Here is a 13631-nt window from a genome sequence, read left to right on the forward strand (position 1 = left end):
CAGACGAAGATGTGCATCACATAGATCGTGTCGCCACTGGCCCGAAGGGTGTTGCCGCAAATCGCGTTCGAGCCCTTTGGGAAGGGCAGGACAAGCAGCACAGGGAGGAAGCCGAGCAAGACGACGCGGGTCTCTTTGTTCAGATCGGCGTAAAGAATGCCGGCGGACAGACAGACCGCGAGCAGGAGCGCCGAGACGATACCCGAGGCGACCAGCGCGCCGCGCCAGGCACTGAGTAGGAAGCGATCGAATACAGGCTCGGACCATTTCTGCCCGAGGAGCTGTGCAACGATAATCCCGGTTGCCTGCGCCCACTGCATCCCGACCGTGCCGGTCACCATGATCCAGGGCGCGATTAGTGTCATCGCGGCAAATTCGTTGAGGCTCAGCCGGGCATAGATCAGCGTGCACACTTGGGTGGCGAACGTGGCACTGAAGAAGGTCGCAGCGATCGGGAGCGCAAAGCCGAGATGGCGGCGCAACGTTGCCGGAAAGGTTCCCTGACGCCACCCTTGCGCTCGCAGGATGTGCCCGTCTCGGCGGAGGAAGCGGTGAACCAGAAAGGCGACCTGTATCGCGATTGCTATGGCGCTGCCAATCGCCGCGCCCGTGACGCCGAAGGCAGGAAGGCCCAGGTATCCGTGGATCAGCACGATGCTGGTAGCGACGTTGACAGGCAGCGACAGGCAGAAACCGTAAAGCGGAATCCGGGTTGCGCCGCAGCCATTGAAATAGCTCGACAGGGTTTGGCCGATCGCCTCTCCCAAGATCACCAGCGAGAAGACCGCGAGGTAGTCCCGCGCGAGTGCGCCAACCTCTGCGCTCGGCGCCATGGCGTCGATCACAGATCCGCCGAACAATGCGATCACGATGAGGCCGATCACGCCGATGGCGAGGCTGACAGCGAGACCGGAGGCAAGCGCGGATTTCAGGAACAACGTCTCGCCGATTCCATAGGCCTGCGCTATCCGGATCTGCATCGCGTTCGAGAATGCGAGGATGCCACCCAGCACAATCCCGGCGATTGCGGCGGCGAGGCCCATGGCGGCGAGCGAGGTCTCGCCGAGCGCCGAGACGAGGTAAGTGTCGATCACTACCGTACCTTGCAGAATGATCGCCTTCAGCGTCATCGGCCACGCGAAAGCAAGCACGTTTCGCCATGTAGGGCCGGACGGGCCAGCATCTTGAATCGAGATGGGTGTCACGGACATCGGGAAAGTGCTTTCGGGTGGGCAAGGGCAATGGGGGACCTGGCGGTCGCCAAAATCGCGCCTGCGGCGAGCGTGGAAGGGATTGATTGGTCTGTCGGTGTTCTACGCGGCCGGGAGCTCGAAGTAGTGGGCGCTGTTCTGGGATATGCTCTCGATCGTCTTGTCGAGCCGGGAGAGATGCAGCATGCCGATCTTGATGGCTCGGCCGGCGTCATGCGCCTTCACGGCCTCGGCGATCGCGCGATGGTCGGCCACCAGTTCGGGCATGCGGTCCTCCTTGGAGAGACCCAGCATGCAGAGGCGGTCGACCTTGGCCTTTTCGGTCATGATGATGTCGAAGGCGAAGTCGATCCCGGCGATCTCGCACAGCGTCTTGTGGAACTCGTAATCCAGAGTGCCGAAGCCCTCGACATCCCTCTCGAAGATGGCGCGGTCCTGCCTTGCAAGGGCCTCGTCCAGTCTCGCCGCACCGGCCGTGTCGCACTGAGCGGCGGCGTGGCGCAAAACCTCTCTTTCGACCGCTGCGCGAACGAATCGCGACTTGACGATCTCCTTCATCGAGAAGCGTTTCACCTCGGTCGCTCGCTGGGGCCGGATTAGCAGCAGGTCCAGGTTTGCGAGTCGGCTGAATGCATCGCGGACCGGTTGACGCGAAACGCCGAAGCGAGCCGCAATGTCGGCCTCCGAGATCTTGTCGCCCGGGCGCAACCGCAAGCTCAGGATCTCCTCGTGAAGAAGATCAAAAATGTCGTCCACAGTGGTCCGCCGTTCGCCGAGTTGCGTTACTTGGTCCATCGCGTGTTCTCCATCTTATCGTACCGTCCGGTCGCGGGGGCCACCGCGCCATGCGGGGTCACCCGCATCGCCACCGGATTGGGACTACCCCTGCACCCTGTCCCGCTGTCGTGGTCCGATCTGTACTCCGACCCGTTCCGGCAAGGTCGTGGATCATGTATTTCGCGGCGGCGGGCGGACCTCAGGTCCTTTCTCGGTCCCGGATTTACTTCCAAAATTACATCTAATTTCAGCAACCTAAGCTAATTCGACTCTTTTCTAACACAACTACTACTAGTATTCCAGTAAAATTACTAGTATACCAGTTGGAGGGATGGTCGAGTCGGTCGTTCGAGAGAACGTCGGCGGCAGACGGGGCATCAGAGGGAGAAGTCATGGCTGGCGTACATCTCAGCGGTATCGTGAAAGCATACGGTGCGGTGCAGGTGGTCCACGGGATCGACCTGGAAGTTCAGGAAAAGGAATTCGTCGTGCTCGTCGGCCCATCCGGCTGCGGAAAGTCGACGACCTTGCGTATGATCGCCGGCCTGGAGGAGATTTCGGACGGCGACCTCACGATTGACGGGCGGCACGTGAACCGTGTCGCGCCGAAGGATCGTGACGTGGCCATGGTGTTCCAGAACTACGCGCTCTATCCGCACCTGAACGTTGCCGATAACATCGCCTTCGGCTTGCGTATCCGAAAAGAAAGCAAGGAAAAAATCGCCTCTGCGGTGGAAGAGGTCGGCGGCATTCTCGGCCTGACGCCTTACCTTGAGCGCCGTCCGGCGGACCTGTCCGGCGGTCAGCGTCAGCGGGTCGCCATGGGCCGCGCAATCGTCCGCCGCCCCAAGGTGTTCTTGTTCGACGAGCCGCTCTCGAACCTCGACGCCAAGCTGCGCACCCAGATGCGCGCCGAGATCAAGCGCCTGCACAAGCGGCTGGGCGCCACTTCGATCTACGTGACCCACGATCAGGTCGAGGCGATGACGCTGGCTGACCGGATTGTCGTCATGCATGACGGGCGGATCGAGCAGATCGGCTCGCCCATGGAATTGTTCCTGAACCCGGCAAATACGTTCGTGGCAGGTTTTCTCGGTTCGCCGCCGATGAACATGGTCAAGGCGACAATCGTCGCAGGCGAACGGGGCCCTGTGGCCGAATTCGACGGCCAGAGCATCCAGCTTCAACAGATCCCAACGCTGACCAACGCGGTGGGGCAAGAGGTCATCCTTGGCGTCCGGCCCGAATTCGTTTCGGTCGCGAACCAGGACGATGCGAACCTGATCAAACTCGATGTGGACCTTGTGGAGACGCTGGGTTCCGAGGCGCTGATCCATGCCAGCTTGCAGGGCGAGCCCTTTGTCATCCGTACCGATACCGTCGGCCAGATGCATATCCTCGACGGGATCAGGGGTTTCACCATCAAACCTCACCTCGTGAAGGTGTTCGACGCCAAAACCGGTGCCGCGCTGCCCGGACAGGTGCTGGAGCAATGACCAACGATCCCAACTTCACCGGCCCCGCCGGCCCGTCAACCGAAGAGTTGATCTTCGATGCCACGGAAGCCCGGCGCCACCGCAAACCCAGCCGCATCGCGCGGGTCGGTGACCACCTGAAGCGGGAATGGCAGCTTTACGTCATGTTGATCCCGACGATCCTGTGGCTCGCGATCTTTCTCTACAAGCCGATGTACGGGTTGCAGATCGCGTTCAAGGATTACTCGATCTTCCGTGGCGTTGCGGGAAGCCCCTGGATCGGACTCGAACATTTTCAGACGCTGTTCGGCAACGACCAGTTCCTGCGCGCACTTAGAAACACGATCATCATCAGTTTCTACGGCCTGATCTTCGGTTTTCCGATGCCGATCCTGCTGGCGCTGATGTTCAACGAAATCCTGAAGCAATGGTTCAAGAAGTCAGCGCAGACCATCGTCTACCTTCCGCACTTCGTCTCGTCAGTGATCATTGCAGGCATCGTCATCACCGCCTTCAGTCCGTCGGCGGGTATCGTGAACACTTTCCTCGGGTGGTTCGGGGTCGGGCCAGTCTATTTCCTGACCAAGCCCGAATGGTTCCGCCCGATCTTTGTCGGCACCGGTATCTGGCAGGAGGCGGGTTTCCAGTCGATCGTCTATCTCGCAGCCATCGCGGGCGTCTCCCCGACGCTCTACGAATCCGCTGTCGTCGATGGCGCCAGCCGGTGGCAGATGATGTGGAAGATCACACTTCCGTCGATTCTTCCGACCATCATCATCATGCTCATCATCCGGATCGGTAACATGCTGGAGGTCTCGTTCGAGATGATCATCCTTCTCTATCAGCCGGCGACGTATGAGACCGCCGACGTCGTGAACACCTTCATCTATCGGCAGGGTATCCAGGGCGGCCAGTACGACCTTGCCGCGGCAGCGGGCCTGTTCAACGCGGTGGTGGCCTTTGTGTTGGTGATGACGGCCAACACAATCTCCAAGCGCTACTCGCGCACATCGCTGTGGTGAGGGGGACCGGGCAATGACCAACATGAACCTCTATTCGCGTGGCGACAAGATGTTCGTCATCCTGAACATGGTCCTGATCGGCTTATTCACCCTCTCGACGCTCTACCCTTTCATCTACATTGCCTCGCTGTCGATGAGCACAGGGTTCGAGGCCCGCGCCGGCAATGTGGTCCTGACCCCAGTCGGGTTCACGCTGGAAGCCTACAAGCAGGTGCTGAGCGAGCCGCTGTTCTGGTCGTCGTACATGAACACCTTCATCTACACGATCGGTGGCACACTGATGAGCCTCGCGTTCATCATACCCGGCGCCTACGCCTTGTCGAAGCCGCAGCTTTACGGGCGGCGGTTCTGGAACCTGGTGGTGGCCTTCACCATGTGGTTTAACGCCGGCCTCATCCCGTTCTTCCTGAACATGCGCGATCTGGGCCTGCTGGACAGCTACTTCGGCATCATCATCGGCTTCGCGGTTAACGGATTCAACATCATCCTGCTGCGCAACTTCTTCGAGGGTATCCCGCAGTCCTTCGAGGAGGCGGCCAGGATGGACGGCGCCAACGAGTTCCAGGTGCTCTGGAAGGTATACATGCCGCTTTCGAAACCGGCGATTGCCACGGTAGCCCTGTTCTGCATCGTGTCTCGCTGGAACGGTTTCTTCTGGGCCATGGTGCTGTTGCAGGATGAAGAGAAGATCCCGCTGCAGGTCTATCTGCGCAAGGTCATCGAGGAACTTTCCGACGACGAGGAATTCGCCACCAGCCTGCTGACCGCAGCCTATTCGGTCGAGACCGTGACCGCCGCGATCATCGTTTGTTCGATCATCCCGATCCTGCTCATCTACCCCTTCCTCCAGAAATACTTCAGCAAGGGCATCTTGCTGGGTGGAGTGAAGGAATAAACCCGAACATTCGCATCACGGGAGGACACCATGCGAAAACTGTCACTGTCGCTTGCAATGTTGGCCACGACCGCCATCACGGCCCCGGCTGTTGCAGAGGAGCAGCTGCCGATCGTCGAAAAGCCGCTCCAGCTGACGATCCACATGCACTGGCCGCGTGCCCAAGGCTATGGCGTCGGCGGCGACGCGAGCAAGGTCTACCCGGTGGAAAAGAAGGCCTGCGAACTGACCAACATCTGCCTTAAGGATGCCACCGCCGGCAAGAACAGCACCGACGCGGCTGAGGCGATGAATCTGCTTCTGGCGGCAGGCAACCTACCTGACATCGTCGGCGGCGCCAACATCCGGCAGCCGGTGAACGAATACGGCCCCCAGGGAGCCTTCGTGCCGCTGAACGATCTTGTCGATGAGTACGCGCCGAACATCAAGGCGTGGTTCGAGGAGAACCCGGAAATATGGGACGCGATCTCGGCCTATGACGGCAACGTCTACTACATCCCCTACCTGCCCGATGGCAAATATGCCCGTGCCTGGTATGTCCGTCAGGACTGGCTGGACAAGCTGGGCCTGGAGCGTCCCGATAACGTCGACGAACTCTACGAAGTGCTGGTGGCATTTCGCGACCAGGATCCGAACGGGAATGGCCGGAAGGACGAGATCCCCTTCTTCGTCCGCGAATGGGAAGAAGTCCTACGCCTGCTGAACCTGTGGGACGCGCGCTCGACCGGGGCGGATGTCTACCACCAGTTCTACCTCAAGGACGGCAAGGTGGTGCATCCCTATGCGCAGGAGGCCTATCGGGACGGACTGGCCAACATCGCCCAGTGGTACGAAGAGGGCTTGATCGACCCCGAGGTCTTCACCCGCGGCTCGTCCGCACGCGATTACCTACTGGGCGAGAACTTGGGCGGCATGACCCATGACTGGTTCGCCTCGACCTCGGGCTACAACGTGGCGCTGGCGGACAAGATCGATGGCTTCAACTTCGTGCCTTTCCTGCCGCCGAAATCGGTGAGCGGTCAGCGGATCGAGGAAAACCGCCGCATCCCGATGAAGCCCGACGGCTGGGCGATCAGCTATACCAACGAGTATCCGGTCGAGACCATCAAGTATTTCGACTTCTGGTTCTCGGAAGAAGGCGCGCTGCTGGCAAATTTCGGCGTCGAAGGCAAGACCTGGGACATGGTCGACGGCGAACCAATCTACAAGCAGGAGGTCCTGGACTCGGGCGAGCCGGTCAACAGCCAGATGTACCTCGAGGGCGCACAGATCTATCGCGGCTACCCGCAGGATTATCGCTACGAATGGCAGTGGACCCGCGATGCCGCGCGCGAAGGCATCGAACTCTACGATACCGAGGATCTGCTGGTCGACCAGTTCCTTGGCGTGGCCTTCAACGAGGAAGAACAGGCGGTCTACGACAAGTACTATCCGTCGATCCAGACCTACATGCTGGAACGTCAGCAGGCATGGATCCTGGGCACCGGCGACGTCAAGGAAGACTGGGAAGGCTACATGGCTGCCCTCGACAAGATGGGCTACCAAAAAGTCCTCGAGGTCATGAACTCGGCCTACGAGCGCCAGTACGGCGGATGATCCCGACCCTTACCGAACAAGCACGCGCGCGGCCGAGCTCCGGTCGCGCCACCCCTCTCATACCCAGAAGAAAGTCCTGAGTGATGCCCGTCGCCGTTGTCCTGCCCAAGCTCGACGAACCCAAGACCGGACGGTTGACGATCCAGTACGCGCCTGACGCCGAAACTGAGATTGTCGAGAACCCGCCGCGATTTACCTGGCTTCCGGTGATTGAGGATGAGGCCGAATACATGCTGCAAATCTCGTCCGATCCTGGGTTCGGGGCCAAGGACACGAAGGTTTACGCGAACATTCCGCTGAACTTCTTCACCCCTGACGTGACACTTGCCGCAGGAACCTATCACTGGGCTTACGCAGTCTGCGACGTAGACGGGAAACCGGCGACGAACTGGAGCATTACCCGCAGTTTCACGATCACCGAAGACCTGCCGCACTCGCCGCTGCCCTCTCGCAAGGTGCGGTTCAGCGAGTCGCCCACCAGCCACCCGCGGCTGTGGCTTTCGCAGGACCGGCTGGCAAAGTTTAGAGAGGCGACGAAGGCCGACCCGGATCATTGCACGTGGTCCAGCTTCTACGAAAGGTCGGTCCTGCCCTGGATGGACCGCGAGGTCATGAAGGAGCCCGAAGGCTACCCCGACCACCAGCGCACAGCGCCGGTCTGGCGGCAGACCTATATCGACCTGCAGGAAACCATGTACGCGGTTCGACATCTCGCCATCGGCGGTCAGGTCACGCAGGACCAAGCGATGCTGGACCGGGCCAAGGCTTGGCTGCTGGAGGCGGCGAGCTGGGACACGATGGGCGTCACCTCGCGCGCCTATACCGACGAATGGGCCTACCGCGTCACCAATGCGCTCGCCTGGGGCTACGACTGGCTCCACGACCAGCTGACGGAAAAGGAGCGCGCCCAGGTCCGCGCAGCGCTGCATGAACGCACCCGCGACATCGCCGAACACGCGATGCTCAACGCCAAGATCCATCTCTTCCCCTATGACAGCCACGCGGTGCGTTCGGTCTCGCTGACACTGATCCCTGCCTGCATCGCGCTGCTCGGCGATGACGAGGGCGACGAGGCCCGCGACTGGCTGAACTACTGCATCGAATTCCTCGCCACGGTCTATTCGCCCTGGGGCGACAGCGATGGCGGCTGGGCCGAGGGCACCAATTACTGGATGATGGGCATGGCCTATCTGATAGAGGCGGCGAACCGGCTGAAATCTTTCACGGGCATTGACCTCTACATGCGGCCCTTCTTCCGCAATACAGGGGACTTCCCGCTGTTCTGCAAGGCGCCCAATACCCGCCGCGCCACCTTTGGCGACGACAGCACGCAAGGCGATCTGCCCTGCATCAAGACCGGCATTAACCTGCGCCAATATGCGGGCGTCACGGGCAACGGTGCTTACCAGTGGTACCATGAGGAGCTGATGCGCCTGAACCCAGGCACGGAAGACGAATTCTACAACTGGGGCTGGTGGGACACCAATTTCGACGAGCTGACCTATCTGACCGATTTCCCGCCGGTCGAAGCCTCAGACCCGCCATCGGGGATGCGTCATTTCAGGGGCATCGGCTGGGTCGGCATCCAGCACGAAATGGCCAATCCCGACAAGCACATCCAGTTCGTCTTCAAATCCTCGCGCTTCGGGTCGATCAGCCACAGCCACGGCGACCAGAACGCCTTCTGCCTGGCCGCCTACGGCGAGGACCTCGCGATCCAGTCCGGCTATTACGTGGCGTTCAACTCAACGATGCACCGGCTCTGGCGGCGTCAGACCCGGTCGAAGAACGCGATCCTGATCAACGGCAAGGGCCAATATGCCGACAAGGACAAAGCCAAGGCGATGGCCGCGACAGGCCGCATTGTCGCCGCGGAAGACCGCGACGATCATTACTACATCAAGGGCGACGCGACCGCGGCCTACCGGAGCCTCTCGCCCGAAGTGACGCTGGCCGAACGCGAAATCTATTTCGTCCGCAACAGCTATTTCGTGATCGTCGACTCTGTCGACGCCGAAACCCCGGTGACCGTCGACTGGCTGCTGCACGCCAACCAGCCCTACGACCTGGGCAGGACCTCGTTCCGCAACACCGGCGAACGGGCGGGTTTCTACGGCCAGCTGGTCTGGTCCGAGGCCGGCAAGCCCGAAATCTCGCAGGAAACCGGATTCCCGGACGTGGACCCGGCGGAATACAAGGGTCTGCCGGTCTCGACCTGCCTGCATGCGCGCTACCCCGCCGCCACACGCCACCGCATCGCCACGCTGCTGGTGCCCTACCGGCTGACCGAACCGAAGCGGATTTTCCACTTCCTCGACGACCAAGGCTATGACGCCGACCTCTATTTCACCGACCCGAACGAGAACACGTTTCGCGTGGTGATGAAGAAGCTGGCCAAGACCTGACACGATCACGCGGAGACGAGCACATGGCCGTAAAGAACTATTTCCCCGCCACCGAAAGCACCCCGGTCGACGCCGGCGGCGGGCTGACCCGCAAGGTCGGCGCCTGGAACGCCAACGTCATGGTCGTCGAGGTGCAATTGGAGACCGGCACCGTCGCCGCGCGCCACCGCCACCCGCACGAACAGATCACCTACGTGATCTCCGGCAAGTTCGAGTTCACCGTGGGCGACGACACCTACACCGTCGGCCCCGGGGACTCGCTCTACAAGCAGCCGAATATCGAACACGGAGCGACCTGCCTGGAGGCAGGAACGCTTTTGGACGTCTTCACGCCGCACCGCGAAGACTTCCTCTGATCCAGCAAACCACGACACAGACGAACGGGAGAACACGGCATGACCAAACCTGTCATCGGCTTCATCGGCCTCGGTCTCATGGGCGGCAACATGGTAGAGAACCTCCAGAAGAGGAGCTTCGAGCTGGTCGTCATGGACCTCAACAAGGATGCGGTGAAAGCGGTCCTCGACCGTGGCGCTGCCAAAGAGGCTGCATCGCCAAAGGAACTCGCCGAGGCGAGCGACATCGTCATGCTGTGCCTGACCACCTCGGAAGTGGTCGAAAAGGTCGTCTACGGCGACAACGGCATTCTGGCGGGCATCCGGGAAGGCGCAATCCTGATCGATTTCGGCACCTCGATCCCGGCCTCGACCCGCAAGATCGGCGCCGATTTGGCCAAGAAGGGCGCGGGCATGGTCGACGCGCCGCTGGGCCGCACGCCGGCCCATGCCAAGGACGGGCTGCTGAACATCATGGCCGCTGGCGACAGGGCGACGTTCGACAAGGTCAAGCCGGTGCTGGACGAGCAAGGCGAGAACGTCTTCTACCTTGGTGCGCTCGGCGCGGGTCATACCACCAAGCTGATCAACAACTTCATGGGCATGACCACCGTCTGCACGATGAGCCAGGCCTTCGCGGTGGCCGATCGCGCGGGTGTCGACCGCAAGCATCTCTACGACATCATGTCGACGGGGCCGTCGAATTCGCCGTTCATGGGCTTCTGCAAGAAGTACGCCGTCGACGGCGTCAGCGACCTGGGCTTCTCGATCAACAACGCCAACAAGGATCTCGGCTATTTCCTGAAGATGGCAGAGGACCTTGGAACACGCGCCGAGATTGCCGAGGGCACCTCTCACAACCTTCAGGCGGCCGTGGAGGCCGGTCTGGGCGACGGCAACGTGCCGGAGATCTTCGACTATTTCCTGTCGCTGACGACCGATGGCAAGGCCGCTGGACCCCACGAGACAGTGGCGGCATCCTGATGAAATTACGGGGCAAGACAGCCATCGTCACCGGCGGCGGGCGTGACATCGGGCGGGCCTGCGCGATCAGGCTGGCCGCCGAAGGCGCCAGGGTAGCCGTCAACTACTTCGCCAGCAGCGCAGGCGCCGAAGCCACTGTGGCGGAAATCGAAAGGCGCGGCGGCAAGGCCATCGCCGTCCAGGGCGATCTGAACAAGCCTGCCGATGCCAAAGAGCTCGTGTCCAAGACTGTCGAGGCTTTCGGCGGCGTCGATGTCCTCGTGAACAATGCAGGCGGCCTGATCGCACGCAAGACAATCGCCGACATGTCGCTCGAGCACTGGCAGGCGGTGATGGACCTGAACCTCACCAGTACCTTCCTGATGATCAAGGCATGCCTGCCGCACATGACGACCGGCGCGATCGTCAACCTTGCCAGCCAGGCCGGGCGCGACGGCGGCGGTCCAGGGGCCGTGGCCTATGCCACGTCCAAGGGCGCGGTGATGACCATGACCCGCAGCCTCGCGAAGGAACTTGGCCCTGCGATCCGCGTGAACGCGCTCTGCCCCGGCATGATCGACACCGACTTTCACAACATCCACACCGCCGATGCTGCGCGTCGCGGTTTCGAAGCGGCGGCGGTGGTCAAGCGCCAGGGCGTGCCAGAGGACGTGGCCAATCTCGTGCTTTTTCTCGCCTGCGACGAGTCCGCCTTCATCACCGGGGCCAATATCGACATCAACGGCGGCGTGCTCTTCAGCTGAGCACCGCACCAACCGCATTCACGCCCCGCCACCGGAGCGCCGCAAGTCAGAACAGGAGATCCGCATGTTGAAAGTCCTCATTGCCGGAACCGGCTTCGCCGGCCAGGGGCACGCCGATGCGTTCCGCGGTGCGGGCGCAGAAGTGGTGGGCATGGTCGGACGCACGCCGGTGGTTGTCCGCGACGTGGCTGCGAAGAAGCGCATCCCCTATGCCGGCACAGACTGGCAGGAGGCGCTGCAGGCATGCCGCCCGGATATCGTGTCGATCGCGACGCCGGGCGGCGCGCATGTCGAGCCAATCCGGCAGGCCATCGAGGCGGGCTGCCACGTCTTTGTAGACAAGCCGATGACCCATAGCGGTGAGACGGCGGCCGCCCTCTACAACCTCGCACAGGCGAAGGGCGTCAAGACCGCCTATGCCGCCAGCTTCCGCTATACCCCTTCCGTTCTTCATGCACGACGTCTGGTCGCTGAGGGTGCCATCGGTGCGCCGACCGAGGTCGAGTGCATCTCACATTTCAACCTCGAACGTGGCATTCCCTTCGGTTGGTCGCACCGGGCGGAACAGGGCGGCGGGCGGCTCAACAACAACTTCACGCACACGCTCTCCATCGTGTCCTCCGTGATCGGCGACCGCATCCTTCGCGTCGCCGGAGAGGTGCGCGACGATCTTGGCCGCGCCCCCATCGTAGAGGGCGTGCACGACTTCACGAAACGGCGCGACTTCATCCCCAGGGACCTGAACGACCCCGCGCTGAGATGGGGCGAAAGCAATGTCGAATGGTCCTACACGGTGCTCGCGCAGTTCGAGTGCCCCTATGTCGAACAGCCAGTTTCGGCCCTGTTCCGGCATGGCGCCCTGGTTCCGCGGTTCCGCGAGGACCATATCGTCTTCTACGGCATGACAGGCGCGATCTACCTTGAAGGCCATTACGGCAGCGGCCAGTTGCACCTGCACAAGGACGGGAAATGGCAGGCCTTGCCGTTGCCGCCAGACATCGCAGCCGGGGTGCCTGATGTCGGGGGGGAGACCGAGCAGTGCTGGCACCACCTCGCGCGCCTGTTCGTCCGCGACATCCAAGGCGGGCAGGTCGAGCCCTACCCGACTTTCCGTGAAGGCAGCCAATACCAGCGGATCATCGACCTGATCCGCGAACACGACGGTTGGACCGATGTGACCCTGACGGCCGGGGAGGTAGCGGCATGAAGATCACCGATGCCAAGATCTTCGTCGGCGGTCCCGGCAAGAACTACGTCACGCTCAAGGTTCTGACCGATCAGGGTGTCTACGGCCTCGGCGACGCGACGCTGAACAACCGCGAGACGCTGCCCGCCGCCTATCTGCGCGACTACATCGTGCCGAACCTGATCGGCATGGACCCGCGCAACAGCGAGAATGTCTGGCAATTCTTCTACCGTGGCGCCTATTTCCGGCGCGGTCCCGTCGCAATGGCCGCGTTCGGGGCCGTCGACATGGCGCTGTGGGACATCAAGGGCAAGCTGGCGGGAATGCCGGTCTACCAGCTTCTCGGAGGCAAGAGCCGCGAGGGCGCGCTGGTCTATGCCCACGCCACCGGGGCGGATCTGCCGGACCTGATGGATTCGATCGCCTACTACGTCGACGAAGGCTACAAGGCGGTCCGCGTGCAATGCGGCATCCCAGGCATGCCCTCGGCCAGCTACGCCGTGCCCGAGAAGAAGGGCGACATCCGGAACTACATCACCGATTACGCCGGAATCCGACCGAAAGTGGAGGTCTGGGACACCGGCAAATACATGCGCTACATGCCCGATGCGCTGATGGAGATCCGCGACCACTTTGGTCCCGACCTGCACATCCTGCACGACGTGCATCACAGGCTCCTACCGCGCGAAGCGGCGGAGTTCGCCAAGGCGGTCGAGCCGGCCGGCCTCTACTGGCTCGAGGATCCGACCCCGGCCGAAGACCAGAACGCGCTACGGCTGATCCGCCAGCACTCCACCACACCCATCGCCGTCGGCGAGGTGTTCAACTCCATCTGGGAGTGCAACAGGCTGATCGAGAACGAGCTGATCGACTTCATCCGTGTCGCCGTCACCTATGCAGGAGGCATCACCCATGTGCGGCGGATTGTCGATCTGGCGGGGCTGCACAACGTGCGTACCGGATTTCACGGCGCGCCCAGTCATTCCCCGATCAGCATGGCGG

The 13631-nt window shown here is 61.8% G+C and carries 12 protein-coding genes; 10 read left to right on the forward strand and 2 right to left on the reverse strand.

Annotated features, from left to right (window positions below; translation table 11 throughout):
* Together AC13CR_RS02195 and AC13CR_RS02200 are read right to left on the reverse strand one after the other, a co-directional pair.
* A partial coding sequence (locus tag AC13CR_RS02195) for an MATE family efflux transporter (RefSeq protein WP_482900256.1) occupies positions 1 to 1130 on the reverse strand: 1130 nt, incomplete at its 3' end.
* A 183-nt stretch (positions 1131 to 1313) separates the two neighbouring features.
* Positions 1314 to 2006: a GntR family transcriptional regulator gene (locus AC13CR_RS02200; RefSeq protein ID WP_292958373.1), complete on the reverse strand. Its 693-nt coding sequence runs from the start codon at positions 2004 to 2006 to the stop codon at positions 1314 to 1316.
* A gap of 374 nt (positions 2007 to 2380) precedes the next feature.
* Here AC13CR_RS02200 and AC13CR_RS02205 point away from each other — a divergent pair, with 374 nt between their 5' ends.
* From AC13CR_RS02205 to AC13CR_RS02250, 10 genes are all read left to right on the forward strand, one after another.
* A complete protein-coding gene (locus AC13CR_RS02205; RefSeq protein ID WP_482900257.1) occupies positions 2381 to 3484 on the forward strand; it encodes an ABC transporter ATP-binding protein in 1104 nt (367 codons plus the stop codon).
* The gene (locus tag AC13CR_RS02210) at positions 3481 to 4485 is read left to right on the forward strand and encodes an ABC transporter permease (RefSeq protein WP_482900258.1); all 1005 of its coding nucleotides are present in this window, start codon (positions 3481 to 3483) and stop codon (positions 4483 to 4485) included. The genes AC13CR_RS02205 and AC13CR_RS02210 overlap by 4 nt, the downstream gene beginning before the upstream one ends.
* A gap of 13 nt (positions 4486 to 4498) precedes the next feature.
* The gene (locus AC13CR_RS02215; protein WP_482900259.1) at positions 4499 to 5380 is read left to right on the forward strand and encodes a carbohydrate ABC transporter permease; all 882 of its coding nucleotides are present in this window, start codon (positions 4499 to 4501) and stop codon (positions 5378 to 5380) included.
* A 30-nt stretch (positions 5381 to 5410) separates the two neighbouring features.
* A complete protein-coding gene (locus tag AC13CR_RS02220; protein ID WP_482900260.1) occupies positions 5411 to 6976 on the forward strand; it encodes a type 2 periplasmic-binding domain-containing protein in 1566 nt (521 codons plus the stop codon).
* Positions 6977 to 7059: 83 nt separating this feature from the next.
* Complete coding sequence (locus tag AC13CR_RS02225; RefSeq protein ID WP_482900261.1) at positions 7060 to 9381, forward strand: DUF4962 domain-containing protein; 2322 nt, start codon at positions 7060 to 7062, stop codon at positions 9379 to 9381.
* 23 nt (positions 9382 to 9404) lie between these two features.
* Entirely contained in the window at positions 9405 to 9737 is a 333-nt protein-coding gene (locus AC13CR_RS02230; RefSeq protein ID WP_482900262.1) for a cupin domain-containing protein, read from the forward strand.
* A gap of 39 nt (positions 9738 to 9776) precedes the next feature.
* Positions 9777 to 10700: an NAD(P)-dependent oxidoreductase gene (locus AC13CR_RS02235; protein ID WP_482900263.1), complete on the forward strand. Its 924-nt coding sequence runs from the start codon at positions 9777 to 9779 to the stop codon at positions 10698 to 10700.
* The gene (locus AC13CR_RS02240) at positions 10700 to 11443 is read left to right on the forward strand and encodes an SDR family NAD(P)-dependent oxidoreductase (protein ID WP_482900264.1); all 744 of its coding nucleotides are present in this window, start codon (positions 10700 to 10702) and stop codon (positions 11441 to 11443) included. The genes AC13CR_RS02235 and AC13CR_RS02240 overlap by 1 nt, the downstream gene beginning before the upstream one ends.
* Positions 11444 to 11507: 64 nt before the next feature.
* Positions 11508 to 12650, forward strand: coding sequence for a Gfo/Idh/MocA family protein (locus tag AC13CR_RS02245; RefSeq protein ID WP_482900265.1), 1143 nt, complete (start codon positions 11508 to 11510; stop codon positions 12648 to 12650).
* A partial coding sequence (locus AC13CR_RS02250) for a D-galactonate dehydratase family protein (protein ID WP_482919983.1) occupies positions 12647 to 13631 on the forward strand: 985 nt, incomplete at its 3' end. The genes AC13CR_RS02245 and AC13CR_RS02250, both read left to right, overlap by 4 nt.

Source organism: Paracoccus sp. L-17 (assembly GCF_056857655.1).